Origin of the sequence: Spirulina subsalsa FACHB-351, assembly GCF_026130165.1 — a bacterium.
Taxonomy (GTDB): Bacteria; Cyanobacteriota; Cyanobacteriia; order Cyanobacteriales; family Spirulinaceae; genus Spirulina_A; species Spirulina_A subsalsa_A.
Map to the genome: position 1 here is coordinate 1 of NZ_JAIHOM010000095.1, position 20,612 is coordinate 20,612.

15 protein-coding genes are annotated in these 20,612 nt (G+C 49.3%); 5 read left to right on the forward strand and 10 right to left on the reverse strand.

The features are described 5' to 3' along the window. Nucleotides 1-151 precede the first annotated feature (151 nt). Entirely contained in the window at nucleotides 152-901 is a 750-nt protein-coding gene (locus K4A83_RS16610; protein WP_265265753.1) for an HAD family hydrolase, read from the forward strand. On the opposite strand, the gene K4A83_RS16615 is transcribed toward K4A83_RS16610, so the two are convergent. From K4A83_RS16615 to K4A83_RS16630, 4 genes are all read right to left on the reverse strand, one after another. Beyond that, nucleotides 875-1,903, reverse strand: a complete 1,029-nt coding sequence (locus K4A83_RS16615; RefSeq protein ID WP_265265754.1) for a bifunctional heptose 7-phosphate kinase/heptose 1-phosphate adenyltransferase — start codon at nucleotides 1,901-1,903, stop codon at nucleotides 875-877. The two genes, K4A83_RS16610 and K4A83_RS16615, sit on opposite strands and share 27 nt — an antisense overlap. A gap of 246 nt (nucleotides 1,904-2,149) precedes the next feature. Next, nucleotides 2,150-3,136 (reverse strand): DMT family transporter, encoded by a 987-nt coding sequence (locus K4A83_RS16620; protein ID WP_265265755.1) that lies wholly within the window; start codon nucleotides 3,134-3,136, stop codon nucleotides 2,150-2,152. 115 nt (nucleotides 3,137-3,251) lie between these two features. Continuing rightward, a complete protein-coding gene (gene psaJ / locus K4A83_RS16625) occupies nucleotides 3,252-3,380 on the reverse strand; it encodes a photosystem I reaction center subunit IX (RefSeq protein ID WP_265265757.1) in 129 nt (42 codons plus the stop codon). A 50-nt stretch (nucleotides 3,381-3,430) separates the two neighbouring features. After that, nucleotides 3,431-3,925: a Photosystem I reaction center subunit III gene (locus tag K4A83_RS16630; protein WP_265265758.1), complete on the reverse strand. Its 495-nt coding sequence runs from the start codon at nucleotides 3,923-3,925 to the stop codon at nucleotides 3,431-3,433. Between the two features lie 205 nt (nucleotides 3,926-4,130). Between K4A83_RS16630 and tsaD the strand changes: the two genes are divergently transcribed. After that, nucleotides 4,131-5,174, forward strand: coding sequence for a tRNA (adenosine(37)-N6)-threonylcarbamoyltransferase complex transferase subunit TsaD (gene tsaD, locus K4A83_RS16635; protein WP_265265759.1), 1,044 nt, complete (start codon nucleotides 4,131-4,133; stop codon nucleotides 5,172-5,174). A gap of 189 nt (nucleotides 5,175-5,363) precedes the next feature. On the opposite strand, the gene clpB is transcribed toward tsaD, so the two are convergent. The 5 genes from clpB to K4A83_RS16660 form a co-directional block, all read right to left on the reverse strand. Continuing rightward, nucleotides 5,364-8,048 carry an ATP-dependent chaperone ClpB gene (gene clpB, locus K4A83_RS16640; protein ID WP_265265760.1) on the reverse strand — a complete coding sequence of 895 codons (2,685 nt, stop codon included), beginning with the start codon at nucleotides 8,046-8,048 and terminating at the stop codon, nucleotides 5,364-5,366. Between the two features lie 91 nt (nucleotides 8,049-8,139). After that, on the reverse strand, nucleotides 8,140-9,549 hold the full coding sequence (locus K4A83_RS16645) for an HlyD family efflux transporter periplasmic adaptor subunit (RefSeq protein ID WP_265265761.1): 1,410 nt from the start codon (nucleotides 9,547-9,549) through the stop codon (nucleotides 8,140-8,142). Nucleotides 9,550-9,728: 179 nt separating this feature from the next. Next, entirely contained in the window at nucleotides 9,729-9,962 is a 234-nt protein-coding gene (locus K4A83_RS16650; RefSeq protein WP_265265762.1) for a mersacidin/lichenicidin family type 2 lantibiotic, read from the reverse strand. A gap of 137 nt (nucleotides 9,963-10,099) precedes the next feature. Beyond that, entirely contained in the window at nucleotides 10,100-12,244 is a 2,145-nt protein-coding gene (locus K4A83_RS16655) for a peptidase domain-containing ABC transporter (protein ID WP_265265763.1), read from the reverse strand. A 43-nt stretch (nucleotides 12,245-12,287) separates the two neighbouring features. Beyond that, nucleotides 12,288-15,542: a type 2 lanthipeptide synthetase LanM family protein gene (locus K4A83_RS16660; protein ID WP_265265764.1), complete on the reverse strand. Its 3,255-nt coding sequence runs from the start codon at nucleotides 15,540-15,542 to the stop codon at nucleotides 12,288-12,290. 125 nt (nucleotides 15,543-15,667) lie between these two features. Here K4A83_RS16660 and K4A83_RS16665 point away from each other — a divergent pair, with 125 nt between their 5' ends. The 3 genes from K4A83_RS16665 to K4A83_RS16675 all read left to right on the forward strand — a co-directional run bounded on the left by K4A83_RS16665 (nucleotide 15,668) and on the right by K4A83_RS16675 (nucleotide 20,350). Beyond that, nucleotides 15,668-17,542 carry an iron uptake porin gene (locus K4A83_RS16665; RefSeq protein WP_265265765.1) on the forward strand — a complete coding sequence of 625 codons (1,875 nt, stop codon included), beginning with the start codon at nucleotides 15,668-15,670 and terminating at the stop codon, nucleotides 17,540-17,542. Nucleotides 17,543-17,703: 161 nt separating this feature from the next. Beyond that, nucleotides 17,704-19,995, forward strand: coding sequence for a carbamoyltransferase HypF (gene hypF / locus K4A83_RS16670; RefSeq protein ID WP_265265766.1), 2,292 nt, complete (start codon nucleotides 17,704-17,706; stop codon nucleotides 19,993-19,995). 121 nt (nucleotides 19,996-20,116) lie between these two features. Next, nucleotides 20,117-20,350, forward strand: coding sequence for a HypC/HybG/HupF family hydrogenase formation chaperone (locus K4A83_RS16675; protein ID WP_265265767.1), 234 nt, complete (start codon nucleotides 20,117-20,119; stop codon nucleotides 20,348-20,350). Between the two features lie 29 nt (nucleotides 20,351-20,379). On the opposite strand, the gene K4A83_RS16680 is transcribed toward K4A83_RS16675, so the two are convergent. After that, the coding region (locus K4A83_RS16680) for a hypothetical protein (RefSeq protein WP_265265768.1) at nucleotides 20,380-20,612 on the reverse strand (233 nt) is incomplete at its 5' end.

A 20,612-nucleotide genomic window follows, 5' to 3' on the forward strand; every position in this document is an offset into this window, starting at 1 on the left:
AAGGTTTGGGTTTGACCTTGTATTCGAGAACAAACATTGTTTGACACTGGCTTGCTTGGTATCATTGTAGCACTCCTAATGCCGCCCTGGAAGGGCGGGGCTTGAAACCCATTATTTTTGGTCAACTCTAAATTAAACCGGAAAACGCGCTGTGAAAATTTGTTGTCAGACTGTCACCTTTGAGGGGATTGAGGCGATTATTTTGGATAAAGATGGAACCTTAGAAAATTCGCTCGATTTTTTGCGTCTTTTGGCTCAGAGGCGATCGCGTTTCATCGATGCTCAAATCCCTGGCACCGGAGAACCCTTGTTAATGGCCTTCGGGGTACAGGGGGAAGTGATTGATCCGAGAGGTTTAATGGCCGTCGGTAGTCGGGAGGAAAACCGCATCGCTGCGGCCGCCTATATTGCCGAAACCGGGCGGAGTTGGTCTGAAGCCTTAGCCATTGCCCAACAAGCCTTTCAAGAGGCCGATCAATCTCTCCCTCGTCGGGCGGAAGTCTCCCCCCTCTTTGCCGGGACGCGGGAAATTCTCAGTCAATGGGCGGCCACGGGGATAAAATTGGGCATTTTATCGGCAGACTCCAGCGCCGGGGTGCAGGATTTTATCACCCGTCATCAATTAGGAGAGTTGATCCAGTTGGGGATGGGGGTGGATCCGCCCCAACCGAGTAAACCGGATCCGAGGCTGTTTCAACAGGTCTGTGAGGGGCTAGGAGTGACCCCCCAACAGGCTTTAATGGTGGGGGATTCCCACTTAGATATTCAGATGGCCAAAGCGGCCGGGGCCGGGGGGGTAATTGGCATTTGTTGGGGCAATGCTAGGGCGCAAGAGATTCAAGGGGCCGATGTTGCGATCGCCCATTTAAACGCCTTAACCCTTCTCCACCAACAACCCTAAGGCTTCCTTCATCTCCTCCACCGTCGTAGTTGCCGTGCCGAACTGCCGCACCACCAAACTCGCCGCCAAATTCCCCAACACCGCCGCCTCCCAAGCCGATCCCCCCGCACATAACGCCAAAGTCAAGGCCGCCACCACCGTATCCCCTGCCCCCGTCACATCAAACACATCCGTTTGATTAAACGCCGGAATATGGTCAATACTGCCCTGGTGAGAAAATAAACTCATCCCCTCTTCCCCGCGAGTAATCAACATATAAACCGCCTCGGTGAACTCCAATAACTCCCGCCCCGCGTACTGCAAACTCACCTCATCCGTCACCCCATAGCCCACCGCTAATTCCGCTTCTGGCAGATTCGGCGTGAACATCGTCGCCCCTTTATACCGGGGCAAACCCTTTTGAGCATCCACCACCACACAAGAATGTTGCAGCGCCGCCCCAATCACCGGAGAGGTAAAAACGCCCTCCCCATAGTCAGAACAGACCACGGCCTCGGTTCCAACCCTAGCCCGCTTAATCGCCCTCGCTAACTCCTGTTGGATCTCTGGGCTGGGTAGTGCATCGGATTTCCGGTCAATGCGCACAATTTGCTGAGTCACAGACTGGCGGGCATGGCCAGCGATGCGGCTTTTCGTCACCGTGGGACGACTGGGATCCACAATTAGTCCCGTCGTATCAATCCCCGCCGCCTCAAAAATCTCCCGCAGAGCTTCCCCTTGGGGATCTTTGCCAATTAAGCCCACCACTTTCACCCGTGCGCCCAATTTGGCCAAATTATAGACGGCGTTAGCCCCTCCACCGGGGACTTGCCGGGTGGATTCATGGCGCAAAATGAGAACCGGGGCCTCCCGTGAGAGGCGCTCGACCTGCCCGGTGAGGAATTCATCTAGGGTGAGATCCCCAATCACGAGGACAGGGATATCCTGAAACCGATCCAGCAGGGCGAACAACTGATCGGCGGCTGAGGCGAGTTGGGGAAAAGAGGAGACGAGTTGGCTCATAAATCCGGTCAAATATCCATCTGGACTGGGTTAAGGCAAATTGCACTACGGCAAATCTAACACACAGTCACCGTTAAAGGAAGAAACCGGGTTTTTGGGAGGGTTTGGAGGGAAAAAGAGAGGATAAACACAACCCGGTTTCTGGGTTAGTGGGGGATTAGAAACCCGGTTTCAGGACAGTTGTAGCGAGGAAGGGAGGAAATGGAAGAAACCCGGTTTCAAGTGGAACATTAGGGATCTAACTACTCAAGCCGTCCCGCCACTAAATAATAAGCTAATGCCGAGTAAGGCGATGAACACCCCTAGAACAGCGCGGAGGCTGATTGGTTCCTTCAGGAGGGCGGCGAGGGGGAGGACAAAGAGGGGGCTAGTGGCGAGGAAGGTTTGGGCAATGCCTGCGGGGGCTAGTTTGAAGGCGGTTTGTTGAAGCCAGATGCCTAGATAGGTGCCGAGAAGGGCGGCTAAGGCGATCGCACCCCAAAGCTTAGGAGAACGCAAAATCTGCCCCGTCGGTCGCCTTTGCCCGGTTTTTAGCAGGGCTAAGAGCAAGATAATCATACCCATTCCCCCCAGCAGTCTTAACAAGGTACTCCAGAGAGGGGTGAGGGTAGACTGCACTAAGGCCGCCCGGGAGAGGACAGCGCCCACCCCTTGGCAGAGGGTGGATAAAACTCCCCAGAGTAACCCTTGCTTTAAATGGGCGGGATCTCGCACCCAGTCAGGGGTTCGTTCCGCAATTACCCACCCTACCCCCAATAAAACCAGCACAATCCCCAACCAAGCGCGGAGGGGAAGGGTTTCGCCCAAGAAAAGCCAAGCCAGACAAGCGGTTAGGGGTGGGGCGAGGGTTTCTAACAGTAGGGTCCGACGAGCGCCGAGTTTGCTCAAGGCGAAGAGAAAAGCGGTATCTCCTAAACCAATCCCCACCACACCACTGATCAGGAGCAAACCCACTGGGGCTAAGACTTGGGAGGGGATGGGATCTGCTGTCAGGAGGAGGGTTAGGGTTAAAAGGGCGATCGCAATTCCCCCTTTAAACAGATTCAACCACAGAGGGGCAAAGGTTTGACCCACTTGGCCATAGATCACCGTCGCCAACGCCCAAAACAGCGCCGCCCCCAAAGCCGCCAAGGCCCCCAGTTGCCATTCCCCCCCCAATAGTCCTAATTCCATCATCTTCCTCCGAGAAACCCCATCCCACAAGTGGAGTGCAGGTGTTGAAACTTCTCCCATGAAAAACCCGCAACTCTAAACAGAATTGCGAGCGTTGAACAATCGTCAAATGTTAAATCGAAACGGGACATTGACCGCTCTTGGTTGTCCCGCTCCTCTCCATTTTGACCCAGTGCTACTGTAAGGGGTGGAACAGTAGGTCAGGATAAAAACGGTTAAATTCAATCAAAATCCCGGCGGTGAAGGTCAATAGAACCATGATTAACACCGGAGCCGTCGATAAAAACTTAGTCAAACCTTCCATTATTTTTTCTCCGAATGAGAGGACAGCGTACAAAAATTTGTTAAAAAACCCTAGCGGGGAGAGATGGGGATTTCCGTATCCTTGGCGGTTAATTTACCAGAGGTAAATTCAGCCACAGCCGCTAAAGGCCAAGCAAACCCACCTAACATAAATTTAAAAGCGAGAGGCACATCAATGATGATTTCTTTCATTTCAGCGTCCTTGCCTCCACGAATGGCGATTAAATAAGAACGTCCGACCCAGCCAATCCAACCGGCAATATACAGGAACAGAACACTGGGAATTAAAAAGTCCCCAGCGTGGGAAAGACTACCATCTACGATTAAGTGAGGATACCCTTCTGGGCCACAGAGGGCTTCAGAATAGCGTTCAGCGCGTTTTTTACCAGACAGGGGATCGGCGGTGGTGTTCCGGAAGCTTTTGGACTTCTGGAGATAAGCCGGAGATTCGCTACAAGGCACTAAACCATACTCATCGGCGGAGGCTGAGGGAGCAAAATTGAACCACAGCGTCATTACTAGAATCAAAGCCAACAACTTTCGCATTGAAATGTTTCCTTTTGTTACGAAACAATAAGTTTTTTGTACAAAAGAGACAAACTATCATTTGCACATCGAAGCAATCTTACTCTGACCTGTTAATCCAGTAAAGATTACTTTACAAAAAGTGAAAGCTTCTTTCAGAACCGAGCAGAAAAGCCTGCACAGGTCAAGGCTTTTGTTACACTGTTAGAAAGCTTGGGGTCAGATAATGGCGACGATTTTAGCAATAGAAACCAGTTGTGATGAAACCGCCGTTGCGATTGTAAAGAATCGTAACATTCTGAGTAGTGTCGTGGCTTCTCAAATTAAATTGCATCAACCCTATGGGGGGGTGGTGCCAGAAGTGGCTTCTCGTCAACACCTCGAAAGTATTAATTTTTGTTTAGACCAAGCCCTAGAAGAGGCCCAATTAGATTGGGGGGGAATTGATGGGGTGGCGGCCACTTGCGCGCCGGGTTTGGTGGGGGCTTTATTAGTGGGGTTAACGGCGGCTAAAACCCTTTCTGTAGTCCACCGGAAGCCTTTTTTCGGGGTGCATCACCTTGAGGGGCATATTTACGCCACCTACCTGTTAGAACCCACCTTAAAGCCGCCCTTTTTGTGTTTGTTGGTGTCGGGGGGTCACACCAGTTTACTCCATGTTCAGGACTGCGGCCAGTATGAGATGCTGGGCAGTACGAGGGATGATGCGGCCGGGGAATGTTTTGATAAGGTGGCTCGTTTATTGAAGTTAGGCTATCCGGGGGGACCGGTGATTGATCGTTTAGCGACAAGGGGCAATCCCGAGGCTTTTCCGTTACCGGAAGGTAAGATTTCTTTACCTCAAGGGGGATATCATCCCTATGATTGCAGTTTTAGCGGCTTAAAAACGGCTGTGTTGCGTTTGGTGGAGAAATTGGAGGAACAGGGGGTGGATCCGCTTCCGGTGGCGGATATTGCGGCGAGTTTTCAAGGGGCGGTGGTGCGATCGCTCACAAAACGGACCATCCAATGTGCTTTAGACTATGGTCTAGATACCATTGCCGTGGGGGGAGGGGTGGCGGCCAATCAAGGCTTACGGAAGACGTTACAAACCGCAGCCGCCCCCCATCAGCTTAAGGTCTATTTCCCCCCCCTGCGCCTTTGTACGGATAACGCGGCCATGATTGCCTGTGCGGCTGCGGAACATTGCGATCGCGGTCATATTTCCCCCCTCACTCTCAACGCCCAATCACGGCTTAAAATTACCGAGGTTATGGGGTTATATACCTAGGGCTTGCGGAATAACTCTACTCGTGGGGCTAGGGAATAGGGAATAGGGAATAGGGAATAGATAATTGACAATTGTTCCCCCTCTCCCCTGCTCCCCTGCTCCCCCGCTCCCCTGAGAATTGATAATTAATAATTAATAATTGATAATTGTCAATTGTCAATTGTCAATTCCCCACTCCCCTGCTCCCCTCTAAACAACCTCAGTTTCTACCGTCACCACCACCTCAGACGCAGGCAAAACCGGAGTCGTTTTCTTCGTAAAAACCAGTTGATGGTTTCGACAATCAATCAGCACCGTATCCCCTTCCGTAAAGGTCATTTCCAAAATCTTCGTCGAGAGGGGATTCTCTAACTCCCGTTGAATCGCCCGTTTTAGCGGCCGCGCCCCATAAACTGGATCATAACCCGCCTCCACAATATAATCCTCAGCCGAGGTCGTGAGTTCTAAGGTGATTTTCTGCTCACTCAATAAACGCTGTAAGCGTTGTAACTGTAAGCCCACAATCTGCCTTAATTCATCCCTCGTCAGAGGATGGAAAATAATTAAATCATCAATGCGGTTGAGGAATTCAGGTCGGAAATGTTTGCGCAACGTTTGAATCACCTGATCCTGCATTTTCCCCTCTTCTTGCTGGGTTTGCAGAGACTCCAAAATATAATCACTGCCGATATTACTGGTCATCACAATGATCGTATTGCGGAAATCCACCACCCGCCCTTGAGAGTCCGTAATCCGCCCATCGTCAAGCACTTGTAATAAAATGTTAAAAACATCCCGATGGGCTTTTTCCACCTCATCCAACAACACCACCGAATAGGGACGACGGCGCACCGCTTCGCTGAGTTGTCCCCCTTCCTCATAGCCCACATAGCCCGGAGGCGCGCCTACCAAGCGGGAGACGGTATGTTTTTCCATATATTCCGACATATCCAGCCGAATCATAGCCTCTTCGCTATCAAAGAGCGCTTGAGCTAGAGTACGAGCTAATTCCGTTTTCCCTACCCCCGTCGGCCCCATAAACAGGAAAGAACCAATGGGGCGGCCGAGGTCTTTCATTCCCGCTCGGGCGCGACGAATGGCCGCCGCTACCGCCGAAACCGCCTCGCGTTGCCCAATCACGCGCTGATGGAGATAACTTTCCAGTTGGAGAAGTTTTTGCCGTTCCGACTCTAACAAACGGTTGACGGGAATTCCGGTCCACCGGGCGACGATTTCGGCAATATCGGCCTCGGTGACTTGTTCCCGTAACAAGGCCTGACCTTGGGACTGTAACTCATTGAGTTGTACCTCTTTTTCCTCAATTTGCTGTTGCAGAACTTCTAACTTGCCATACTTCAACTGGGCGGCTTTGTTGAGGTCATAACTATCTTCGGCCTGTTTGACTTGTAAGCGCAGTTGCTCTTCTTGTTCCCGCAAGGTTTTAATTTCTTCAAGCAGTTGCTTTTCCCCGGACCATTGGGCTGAGAGTTGTTGTTTGGTGGGTTCGAGTTCGGCAATTTCCTGTTGAATTTTTTCGAGGCGCTCTTTCGAGGAACTGTAAACGCTACTCACCCCGGCGCTGGGGGTTTGATTTTCCGCTTCTAAGGAGAGTTTCTCCATTTGTAACTGCATTAAGCGGCGGTCTATGTCCTCTAACTCCACGGGTTTGGAGGTGATTTCCATTTTCAGTTTAGCGGCCGCCTCATCGACTAAATCAATGGCTTTATCTGGGAGGAAGCGATCGCTAATATAACGATCCGAAAGTGTCGCCGCCGCAATCAAAGCCGAATCAATAATTTTCACCCCATGATGCACCTCATAACGCTCCTTCAGCCCCCGCAAAATCGAGATGGTATCCTCCACCGTGGGCTGTTTCACATAAACCTGTTGAAAGCGCCGTTCTAAAGCCGGATCCTTTTCAATATGATTGCGGTACTCATCCAGCGTCGTCGCCCCAATACAACGCAACTCACCCCGCGCTAACATCGGTTTGAGCAAATTCCCCGCATCCATTGACCCTTGAGGCGACCCCGCCCCCACCACTGTATGGAGTTCGTCAATAAACAGCACAATCTGCCCATCGGAATGGGTCACTTCATGGAGAACGGAACGTAAACGGTCTTCAAACTCCCCCCGATATTTCGCCCCCGCAATTAAACTCCCCATATCCAGCCCAATCAGTTGGCGATTTTTCAGGGATTCCGGCACATCCCCATTAATAATCCGTTGCGCTAAACCTTCGGCAATGGCCGTTTTTCCCACCCCCGGTTCCCCAATCAACACGGGATTATTTTTCGACCGACGGGACAACACTTGAATCACGCTGCGAATTTCCTCATCCCGACCAATCACCGGGTCTAATTTCCCTGCCCGGGCTAGTTCCGTCAAGTCTCGCCCATACTTACTCAGGGCTTCGTATTTTTCCTCAGAATTCTGTTCCGTTACCTTCTGAGTTCCCCGCACGGATTTAATCACAACCTCCAAATCTTGGGGGTCAAGATTAAAGCTCCGCAGAACTTTCCGCCCTATCCGTTCATCTTCGGCAAAACCCACCAGCAAATGTTCGACGGAGATATAACTATCCTGCCAACTGCCACGGGAGGCCTCCGCCCGGTCTAACATCACATCTAAGCCCCGGCCTAAATACAATTGTTCAACATAGGGAAACCGAGGCTGACGACCGATAAATAATTCTACCTGCTGCCGGAAACGGGGTAAATCAATATTGGCTTTGGTTAAAATCCTTTGAGCGAGTCCATCTTCTTGGTCTAACAGGGATAGCATTAAATGCTCAATTTCCAGTTGTTGATTGCCGTAGCGACGGGCTACATCTTGGGATTTGACGATAGCATCCCAGGCTTGTTCGGTAAACTTACTCGGATCGGTCGGCTGCATGGATTATGGGAAATAGGGACAGTCATTGAATCAATTATTCATGATTATTGTTAGTTGATCAATTGTGGGGGGGGTGGGGTAAGGATATCCCCTACAGGTTGGTACTCAATCTCACTTTCCGGAGTATCCACTGCAACAGAGTTTCACTCGCTCCGAGAATATTAGTCCGTCCTTCCATCCCCGCTTGTAGTACACAGGAACGACTAGCGCGACCAAAATTGGGAGTTTCCGGTTGAATGGTGACTTTATAGAAAGACTGGGAAACGCCTGCGGGACGTAAGGTATCGGTGGAGATACTTTGCACCTGACCGACGAGAACACCATAGTCGGGGTAAGGACAGGCAGAAATTCGCGTTTGGGCAATTTGTCCAACGGTTAAACCCTGAATGTCTGCACTGGGAATTCTGGCCTCGATGATGAGGGGCATGAATTGGGGGGAGATTTGGGCAATTTCTTGCCCCGGTTGTAGGGATTGGTTGGGGTTGCGTAGGTTTAGTTTTAAGATCGTGCCGGAGATGGGAGCAGTGATTATGGTGTGTTGTAATTCTTGCTCTAGTTGGTCGAGTTCCCGTTGTTCGCGATCGCGCTGTTTTTGTAGTTCAATCTGTTGACGGATCAGAGCTTCCCGTTCCTGTTTGAGACGGGCGAGGGTGGCTTCACGGGTGGCCTGTTGTTGGGCAAAACGTTGTTCTGAGATCAACACCTCGCTGGGGTTCAGGGTTAGGGCGTTTTGGGCTTTTGCTAAGGTGGCCTGAGCCGATTGAATCCCTTGTTGACGGGTTTCAACCTCTTGTTGAGCGCGGACGCGGGCTTGTTCTTGTTCAATGACGCTTAACTCAACTTGCGCCCATTGATCTTGAGAAATAGCCCCTTGTTGAGCAATGGGTTCATAGCGTTGTTGTTGGGCGCGGGCGGCTTGTAGGGAGGCTTCCACAGCTTGCAGGTTGGCTTGAGCCGATTTTAACTCGGCTTCGGCTTGACGTAGGTTTGTCTGGGCAATGGCTAGATCCTGTTGGTTGTTCCGTTGGCGATCGCGATAATCCTGTTCCCGCCCCACCCATTCCACCCTCGCTGAGGCGATCGCCCGTTGACTCCCCTCCTCTTCTGCCATCCTTTGGCGATCCAGTGCAGTGATTTGTACTGTCATTTGTGCTAGTTGTTGGTCGAGGCGGTCGATCAGTCCTTGGATCTGCCTGTGCTGAATTTTGAGGGAGGTGTCATCAAGTCGGGCAATCATTTCCCCCGCTACTACCTCTTGATGCTCCCCCACGAAAATCTCTTGAACAATACCCGCCCTCGGTGCTTCCACGAGGCGTAATTCTCCCACGGGGCGGATAGTAGCCGGGGCTGTCACTGTCACGGGGTAAGGAATGACGGCGGAGAGGAGGAAGGCTGTGATCACTGTTCCACCAAGGGTCAGCCCTCCCCAACGTAACCAAGGATTAAGGGGAGGAAGTAGTTCCTGGGCAGAGAGTTGAGGGAGATGATCCGGATAAACCATGACGAGGAATTGCGAGGGAAGCTTGCGCCAAAGGTTAAAATAGTAAGAAGACCCAGAGTGAAATCTGGGTCTTAAACCGTGAACAACTATCACCCTAAGATCCCGGCAAAATGCTTTTTGACCAAGGATTTTGGGGTGCTTTTTCTGGAGTGACCCTGAGAAAGATGAGGTTTGAGAGCCTAGCTGAGGGTCAAACTGTCATCAGCTTCAAGGCCACAAGACCAGTTGCAAGTGTGGGTGAAACCCGTGCCACCGGTGCAAGTCGTACAGCCACCCGCCAAGGAAGACATATCTTCATCGCTCAATTCAATCAGACCCGCCGGATTTTCAGGCAACAGACTGCGTTGTTCCGCGCTCAGACTGGCGCGATAGTCCGGATCTTTCCACGCACGGATAATCTCAAAATTAGACATCGTTACCCTCCTATGGGTTTGGTTTGGATGGGAGCGGAATGCACCCCGCTTTTATCTTAGCCTAAAACTGAGAACGATAATCATTATCAAAAAATAAGGATTTTTACAGTTACCGAAACCCTTTAAGGGGAAGGGTTTCACCCCTCCAAAAAACTTAAATGCTTGCCCAACTGAGTCAGGAGAACTTCAGGGCGACCTTGCTGTTGTACCTTGCCGTTTTCCAACATCACCACCCAATCCGCCCGACGAATGACTGGGGGACGATGACTGATCAAAATAGTAGTTTTACCTTGACGATGGGCTAAAAGCTGCTCCAACACTGCCGCCTCCGTCACGGGGTCTAAACTGCCCGTAGACTCATCAAGAATGAGGATGGGCGGATCTGTGACGATACCTAGCGCGATCGCCAATCGTTGCCGTTGTCCCCCAGACAAATTCGCCCCAAACTCCCCTAAAACCGTTTGATACTGATTCGGCAATTGACCAATGAACTCATCAGCCTGAGCAATCCGACAAGCCTCCACAATCTTGGCAAAACTTAGACCCCTCTGGCCTAAACTCAAATTATCAATAATCGAACGACTCCAAAAGTGAACCTCTTGGGGAATTAAAACCACCTGTTGACGGACACAATCAAGGGCTAAATCCGGTAAATTATAAGGGCCAATGCGAATTAACCCCCCTTGGGGAAAATATAGCCCCGCCAGTAACTTTACCAAGGTACTTTTCCCACAACCAGAAGACCCTACTAAAGCAATAGCTTGTCCTCCTGGTAGCCGTAGCGAAAAATTCTTTAAAAGTTCTAAACGTCCCGGATGATAAAAGGTTAAATCCTCAAAAATAATCTCATCATTAGCCGCTAAACTAACCCAAGGTTTTCGCTCTAATTCCTGAACTTCTAACTGACTGCTAGTCACATCATTAAGCCGTTGTAAAGCAATTTTAACAAAAATAAACTGATTGACCCATTCAATTAAACTGACCACTAAAGCCAAGCAATTACGATTCATGATATTACAAGCCACCAACTGACCAATAGTGAGATTTTCCGCAAAGACTAACTGACTGCCAACCCAAAGAAATATAGTCTCTCCAAGTAAAAACACTAAATTAGAAAATGCCGTATTTCCCAAAGCCAACTTTAAACGCTGAAAATTGAAATGAGCTTGCCGTCCAAAGCGAGATTGAAATTCCTCTAAAAACTCTCCACTGGCACTTTTTGTTTTCAGTAAAATAGCTGACTTAAAGGTTTCAATTAACACCCCTTGGTTTTCTGCTGTTAACGCTAAAAGACCTTGAGTTTTTTGTTGAATCGGCTTTAAAAAAACAACCGTAGATAAAGTCATGATAGTGGCTAAACTTAAGGTTGCTAAAACTAAACGAGAATCATAAACCAAAATTAACCCTAGAGATACCGCAGCAATGAGAAACTGACTGGGCAGTAAAATAATCACCTGAGAGATAAATTGATTCACTGCTTGAATATCTCGTAAACGGCTGGCCACCTCACCACTGCGATGGGATTCATAATAGGTCAAGGGAAGTTTTAGTAAAGCGGCACAAAATTCTAAAACCAGATCCAATTCTAGCCCCTGTGCAAAATAGGTGATAATGTAGGATTGAATAAATCTTAAGCCACTTCGGAATAAATTAGAAACAAAAACGACAATCATCAAGCTGTTCAAAAAAGAAACATCCTGACGCACTAACACTTCATCAGTGAGCAATTGTAAAAAGAAGGGAGAAGTGAGAGAAAGTAGCCCAAAAACTAGATTAATCCCTAGGACTTGTGAGAGGAGATGGCGTTGTTGCCAAAACCGTTGTTTTAATCGTTGAAAACCTGTGCTTAAATGACGATCATCAGGTTGAAGATTAAAATCAGGACGAGGTTGTAATAAAAGCATCACGCCATTATCCCAACCTGCTAATAATTCGGCTTGGCATAGATACCGCAATCCTACCGCAGGATCTCCGATAATATATTGTTGTTTTTTTGTGCCATATAAAACGACCCAATGATTACCTTGCCAATGAATAATTCCCGGTAAGGGGACAATATCCTGCTGAATGAGATCTAAGTTAACCTTAACCCCTCTTGCTTCAAAACCGAGGGCTTTTGCCCCTTGCTTTAAATTGAGTAAATTTGTGCCTAATACGCCTGTGCCTGCCACTTGACGGACACGACTGAGGGCAAAAATCTGACCATAATATTGAGCAATTGTGGCTAAACAAGCGGCTCCGCAATCTTCTTCATTGTGTTGTAGAACGACTTTATAGAGCATTTCTCTTTGAGCTTTTTAAAATAGCGATAAATTCCCAGACAATTCAATAATTTTTAGGTGGCTCTAAGAGTAAAACATTGGGAACTTTTTCCGGTTCAGCTAAACGTAAAGCGCCGTACCCTATCCCCGCCAAACCTGTCATTAAGCCTAATACATCTACACCCCCCGGAACACCACAACGACACCCCATCTGCTCTAAGCTCTCCAGAGTCAAATTGAGATAATTTGTATAAGTTTTTTCTAGATCAGGACTTAAACAATGATTTCTTTTCTGCCACAAAATAGCTGATTGTAAAAGCTCTAGTTGCCCAAAAATTCCGTTACAAAGTGAATGATTTTCCTGATAATTTTTCCCGTTTAATCCTTGTTCCAAAGCCAGCAAGTTAGTTTCAATAGCGACCTTTATTTCTGCCTGAATCTCATCAGAATCTAAGCCATTAATCCCACCCAAACGAGCTAAACCGATACCTGTTGCTCCATAACTCCATCCCACGGAAAAACCCAGAGGTTCATTAGGCGCATTACACCAGTTTTTTTGTGTTGTTCGGTATAGACTGCGCTCATACTTCCAAGCTTCTAGGGCAGCGGCTTGATAACGAATTTCTCCAGTAAATTCGGCTAATTTTACCAGAGCAAAACTAATGCCAGCAACTCCATGGGAGAAGCCACTTAAAGGCTGTCGAGGGGGCAAGGTCAGCCAACCAATTCCTTGGGGCATAGTGAGGGCTTTTGCTAATAAATGCTCTCCACAGTCTTGGGCAATTTTTTTCAGGTTTGGTTCAAGAATACAGCGATATAAACTGATTAAGCCTAAAATACATCCAGCACCACCGGAGACGATATCAAAACTCTCATCTTTGAGGATTAATGCGGGGAGTTTTTCTGACCAATTTAAAGCTTGTTGCCATAGATCTGGCTGCTGCCAAAGGTGTCCGAGATGACTGAGGGTATAAATTAATCCTCCCCAGCCATTAAATCCGCCTATGGATTGAATAAAGGGCTGATCAAAGTGGGTTTGTAGGATGATGGTATTCAGGCATTTTTGAGCAAGTCTTGTGTGAGCAGCATCGGCTGAAACTGCCCCTAAATAGGCATAAAATAGGGTAATGCCGGAAAGTCCTTCAAATAAATCCCAGGCTAAAGGTTTAAGAGTCCAATGTCCCTCTCCCACTGTACCTAAACCTAACCAAGCGGCTTTATTTTCTTCGATAATCCCTAAGCTTTCGAGATGGGAGGCAATGTGTTGAGCGGTGTTTATTAGTCTTTGGGGAAGGGGGCTAATATGGGCGGAATTTGTGGCAATTTTAAGGGGGGTAAACTGTAAGTAATGGAGGTTTTTACTGTCTTTATATTGTTCAGCCTGTTGTAAGATTAAGCTATTTAAAGAGGCTTGAATAAATCCCTGTTGTTGCTGCAAGTCTTCTTCACTTAAACGGTTTATTTTTTGTTTAACCCGTTCTAATCCAGATTGTTGAAAGAAGTTAGCAATCTCTTGACCTTCACTAACTAAATGGAGGGAGTTGGGGCGGGTGGTGAAAAAGGGAATATCCCCTCGCCATAGGGCTTGTTTTTCGAGGTTGATAATTTGGGTTAAGCTGGGACGGTGGGGAACGTCAACCCACAGATGATCAAAGAAGCGATCGCGATCGAGGGCGTTGTGTAAAAGATCGGGGTGATAGCTTTCTTTTAAGAGTAATCCATAAAGGCGGGTGTCGCGCAAAACGACCCGAATTTCACAGTTAGCAAATTTGGGGAGCCAATGGTTAAGCAGTTGGGAACGGTGGTTTAAACACAGATTATAGAAGGTGGTAAAACCTTGTAGAATTGAGGCTTGATACTGCCAAACTTGAACGGGTTTTTCCTGTAGTTGGGGTTGATTGTGGGCTGAGGGAAGAATATCAGGTTGTCGGGTAACACGCATTTGATCTGTACCAATTTGGCTGAGTTGTGCGCTTTGTGTGGGTAAGGTTTCTCCTCCCACTGCCCCTAAACCACTGGCATCAAAACCGGGGGATTTTTCTTTCAGTGCGATGCGTTGGGGTAATAAACCAACACTCATCACCGACTGTGCTATTTTTTGATTGGCAATTAAACAGGATTCGGGACTGTTGGGATCAATTCGTTCTGGACGAAAGAGGGTTTCTAGGTCAATGAGGACGGGATTTTCTCCGGCTGCAATGAGGTTTTCTAGGTGAAAGTCGGTGGCTTCTAATGTGTAAAGAAGGGCTAGATAATGACCGATTCTTTGATAAAAATGGTCAATTTGAACGGGGGTTTCACAACTGGCTGGGGTGATGTATTCCATCCAACCATATTGTCCTCGATCGAGAATTTTAACTTGAGGAAAGGGGATCTGAAGGTGGGGATTAAACCACTCTAAAAGCTTTTGGAATTGTTGATCGATGGCGAGGGATCTAGGTTTGTAGACCAGTTTGAAGTGACTAAAATCTAAGATAGCGACGGAACACCCTCCACAATGGCGATCGCCTGCTCCCTGTTGAATTTTTACCAGTTGTCTGGGGGGGTGCTCTGTGAAGTGAGAACAAATTAGAGGCCAATCGTCAACCAGACGCTGGATGAGTTCTGTGTTACTGTTCACCCATTGCTCTAGGTGCAGGACTAACTGCCGGGTGAGGACGGGATATTCTGCAAAAAGGGCGATCGCATCATGGGGCTGTTTTAACTGTTCAATAAAGTCCAGAAACCGTTCTTTCGCTGTATTTCCTGAGAGTTGATCCTTTAAACGAGCGACGTTTAACTCTAGGGTAAGTGTTTGACTAATGAAGTTGAGCAGTTGTTCGGGTAAATTGCCCAGTAAGAGGCGTTTAAGGCTGTCCACACCCCAGGAGGGGGGCGAGGGGGGGAGTTGAGTCTCTAAACGGGCGATCGCATCACTGAGTAAAGGCCGCACCCAATGAAGCAACCCCACTGCTAAACGTTCATCCGCTAAATCTGCACCGGAGGCAATCTGAATATTATCCCAATCTGAACGATGAAAAGCAGCCTGAAGTTGCTCCAACCACTGGGGAGGAGTTAAGCGTTGAGCAAGGGAATCCGGAGACTCCCCCACGACTGCACACCACAAGGCCTCGCTAATCCCTTCACTCGCTAACTTTTGCTGCCAATATTCCCCTTGCTGAAAGGGGCTTTGCTGTTGCCAGCGTTTCAGGTGGTGATTCTCGCAACAAGATTCCACCGCCCCCGGTTGTCCCGACGCTAAACGCTCCTCCAAGCGTAAAGCCTGATACCAACCTAGACTGTTGACCTGCACGCCACGCCTCCTTTCTGTTTCAGCCATTGCAATGCTTCCCCCTTGCTTTTTTAAATGATAATGATTATCATACTCAAATCTTGCAAGAATGATTATCATTCTTAAAAAGAATCCAACAAGATTGCCCAAAAGGTATGTGAGGAAACAAAACAATGTCAAAATCTGCGCGGTATCTACCCCCCAGTGTCATGGGGAGCTTAGGGACTCTCCTGTTGGGATTAGGCAGTGGTGCGACTCCTTTGGAAGGCTACGTGAGCGCCTTCTCCCCCCTTCCCGTCTTCGCTCAAAATCTTGAGGATGTCACCCTCAACAGCGCCCCCATGAGCCAAATTAACTCCGTTTCCGGGTTGCGGGATGTCTCCCCGGGGGACTGGGCATTTAGTGCCTTACAGGGCCTCATAGAGCGTTATGGGTGCTTAGTGGGCTATCCAGACGGCACCTTCCGAGGCGAACGCCCCCTGAGTCGTTACGAATTCGCCGCCGGATTAAACGCTTGCCTTGAACAAATCCAGCGCATTCTTGCCGCATCCACCTCCGATTTTGTCACCCGCGAAGACCTAAACACTTTAGAACGCCTACTCAAAGAATTTGAAGGGGAACTGGTGACACTGGGTACCCGCGTTGATCACCTCGAAAGCCGAACCGCCTTCTTAGAAGATAATCAATTTTCCACCACCACCAAACTGAGAGGAGAAGCCATTTTTGCCCTCACCGATGTCCTCACCGGAAGCGGCACCACCTCCACCTTTCCCGCCATTTTCGGCCGTACCGGACAAATCAACGTCCCCACCCCCACCCAAAACCCCATCTTTGGCAACCGAGTTCGTCTCGACTTCCTCACCAGCTTTTCCGGCCAAGATGAACTGAAAATCCGCTTTACCAGTGGCAACCTGCTTCACCCCAACCGTCCCGTCGGTCCGGTGGACCCCGGACAGCCTCGGGGTTTACGCTATGGGCCATCTCCCCTGCGCGGTTTTCAGGGGGGTTCTGACTTTTCCCCCGAAGGACAACAAACCTTTAACAACATTGGCTCCCTACCCGGTAACAACACCCTCGGCCTAACCCAACTCAGCTATAAATTCCCCCTCAGCCAGCGAACCCAACTGGTCATCATGGGATTTGGAGGAGAACATCATGATTATGTCCCCACCACCTTCAGCTTTTGGGATGATGATAACGGCGGCACCGGCTCCCTTTCCCTCTTTGGACAACGCAGCGCCATTTATAACTTTGAAGGAGCCGGATTAGGATTCACCCATCACTTTAGCGATCGCCTGAGTTTCAGCGCCGGATACCTCGCCAGCTATGCCAACGACCCCACCCGTCCCCAACCCGATAATCCCTTTACTGGGGGACTCTTCGACGGTCGTTATTCCACCCTTGCTCAACTCACCGTTCAACCCAGTGACAACTTTTCTTTCGGATTAACCTATAGCTACAGTCGCCACAGCGTTGGCGGTCCCGTAGCCAGTTTACCCATCTTTTTTGGCGACCAAGGCACCACCCTCGCCAACTTCCCCGTCGTTCCCAGCCAAGAATCACGGGTCAGTTCCTACGGAATCGGAGCATTATGGGAAATTAGCCCCAAATTTGCCATTAACGGCTGGTTTGCCTACAACCGCGTCAACACCTCCCGGGGAACCCTGCCCCTTTTCTTCGGCAATACCCCCTATTCCGGCAGTTCCGCCGATATTCTCACCTATGGCGTTTCCCTCGCCTTTCCTGACTTAGGCGGCCCCGGTCACCTAGGCGGCTTAGTGGTCGGCGCTTCCCCCTACGCCACCCGCGCCAAAGTCCCAGAACCCTTCCGCACCGGGAACAATTGGTTCGGCTCTAATTTGGGTGAAGATTTTACCGATTTAATTGCTGGGAATACCGTACCTTGGCATATTGAGGGGTTTTACCGTTACAAAATGACCGACCAGATTTTTATTACCCCCGGTCTAATTTGGCTGACGGCCCCCAATCAAACCTCTCGCAACCCTAGTGTTCTCATTGGTACGTTGAGACTAACCTTTCTGTTTTAAGTTGAATCAGGAAGCCCCATCCTCGCCAACGGCAGGGTGGGGTAGTTCACCCCCGATTCCCCATTCCCTGACCTTGACCAGAGGAAATACAGGCTGAACTTGTCAACCTTGGCCATTATCTTGGTAGGGTGTTGTATCCTCTCAGGAAAAAAGGGGTCAAGATGGGACAAAGGATGCGGTTAAAACTGACGATTCGGGGATTGGTGCAAGGGGTGGGATTTCGACCGTTTATCTATCGACTGGCGACGGAGTTGGGGCTGGGGGGATGGGTGAATAATTCGGCGGCTGGGGTGTTTGTGGAGGTGGAGGGGACGGAGTTACAGTTAAAGGAGTTTCGGCGGCGTTTGGAGGGGGAAAAACCCGGGCGATCGCGTATTGATGAACTAGAAACCCTAACCTTAGACCCCCTAGGCTATGCCGACTTTACCATTCGCCCCAGTGTCACGGGAGAAAAAACCGCCCTAGTGTTACCGGATTTAGCCACTTGTCCCGACTGTTTGGCGGAAGTTTTTGACCCCCAGAATCGCCGCTTTCACTACCCTTTTACCAACTGTACCCACTGTGGTCCCCGTTATACCATTATCCGGGGCTTACCCTACGACCGCCCCCAGACGACCATGGTCGGATTCCCCATGTGTCCTGACTGTGAGGCTGAATATCACGATCCCAGCGATCGCCGTTTCCACGCCCAACCCAATGCTTGTCCCCGTTGTGGCCCCCAATTAGCCTTTTGGACTCGGCAGGGAGAAGCAACGGCCCAAGGGGAGGCCGCCCTACAACAGGCTATCATTGCCCTCCAAGAGGGGCAAATTCTCGCCGTCAAGGGCTTGGGGGGATTCCACCTGATGGCCGATGCCCAAAATGCCCAAGCTGTCGCCCAGTTAAGACAACGGAAACGACGACCCGATAAGCCTTTTGCGGTCATGTATCCCTCTCTCTCCGCCGTCAAAGCCCACTGTTGGGTATCTCCCCTTGAAGCCGAGTTATTACAATCCCCTGAAGCCCCCATCGTACTCTTGAGGAAACGCCCCCAGCAGCCCCTTGTGGAGGCGGTAGCCCCCTTGAACCCCAATTTAGGGGTTATGTTGCCTTACACCCCCCTCCATCATCTGCTCTTGCAGGGGGTGAATCGCCCTCTGGTGGCAACGAGTGGCAATTTAGCCAATGAACCCATCTGCACCGATGAAGGGGAAGCCGTGCAGCGTTTGGGGGGCATTGCTGATGTCTTTTTAGTCCACAATCGCCCCATTGTGCGGGCGGTGGATGATTCAGTAGTACGAGAAATGGCGGGACAAGGGGTCATTTTACGGCGGGCGAGAGGTTACGCCCCTCTCCCTATCCCTACCCGCTTCCCTGGGGCTTCTGAGGCGAAAATCCTAGGAGTGGGAGCGCATTTAAAGAATACTGTGGCTGTCTGTGTGCGAGATCAGGTGTTTTTAAGTCAACATATCGGCGATTTGGAGACTCCCCAAGCTTATGGGGCCTTTACGGAGGTGATTGAGAGTTTTCAGCGCCTTTATGAGTTTACCCCAGACCGGGTGATCTGTGATTTGCACCCGGATTATCTGTCCAGTCAGTATGCTCGCCATCAGGGTTTACCGTGGCAGGGGATACAACACCATTTTGCCCATATTTGGGCGGTGTTGGCGGAACATAATCTCTGGGATCAAAGACTGTTGGGGGTGGCTTGGGATGGCACGGGATACGGCCTAGATGGCACTATTTGGGGGGGGGAATTTTTGGGTTTTACTCCACCCCACCATCTCACTCGGATGGCTCATTTACGGTCTTTTCCCTTGCCGGGGGGCGATCGCGCTATTCGAGAACCCCGCCGTAGTGCCTTGGGGTTACTATACGCCATCTGGGGAGCAGATTTATGGCAAAATCCCGCCTATCTTCCCTATTTAGAGCCTTTTTCTCCTTCAGAACGGTCTATCCTCGCCACCAGCCTAGAAAAGGGCTTAAATTGTCCCCTAACCTCCAGTATGGGCCGTTTATTTGACGGGGTAGCTTCTCTCACCCAACTTTGTCAAAAGGCTAGTTTTGAAGGACAAGGAGCCATGCAATTAGAGTTTATCCTACCCGAACACCCCAGCCCGGCGGCTTATCCCTTGCCCCTCTCTCATGCCCCTACTTTACAATTAGACTGGCATCCCCTGATTTTGGCTCTCTTGCAGGATTTAAAGCTTAATATTCCCTTAAGTGAGGTCAGCGCCAAGTTTCACAATAGTTTAATAGACAGTATTGGGGCGATCGCACAACAAATAGGAGTGCAGTCTATTGTTTTAAGTGGGGGGTGTTTTCAGAATAAATATTTACTCGAAACGGGGGTAACTCGCTTAAATGAGCAAGGGTTTCAAGTCTATTTTCCCGTAGTTTGTCCTCCCAATGATGGCGGAATTGCCTTTGGTCAAATTGTGGCTGCCCGTTTTTCTTCAATCATCAATGATTAGTAATGATCATCGGTAATGATCATCAGTAATGATCAATGGAAGTGTGGGAGCTATCCCCCTTCCAACAGTGAACAGCAATCCATTCCCCATTCCCTTAAAACTTATACAAGGAGCTTATTTTATGTGTCTCGCCATTCCCGGAAAAGTGGTCAGCATTCAAGGTGATGATCCCCTCATGCGCGTAGGTAAAGTTAGCTTTGGTGGGGTGATTAAAGAAGTCAGTTTAGCCTATGTTCCTGATGTTGAAATTGGGCAGTATGTGGTTGTTCATGTAGGTTTTGCATTAAGTATTGTAGATGAAGAAGAAGCCCAAGAGACTCTATCCTATTTAGAACAACTAGAAATCACCGTTTAACAGTCCCCGCCCTTCCCTAAACAGGGCTTTCATGCTCCCGCATTATTTTGTACCCGTGAACCCTTAGTCAGTAATGTATAGCGTTCCCATTTGGGTTTTGTAATCCACAAGGGAAAGCAAAGGGAACACCGGATCTGACCGAAAATTTGGGCACAAGCCCCGTCCTTTAGCGAAGCGGAGGGCGGCTTTTTATGGAATGGGTTGTCAATTTCTTGTTTGTGTGTTATTATTTTGATACAAGCTAAAACAGTATCAAATGTTT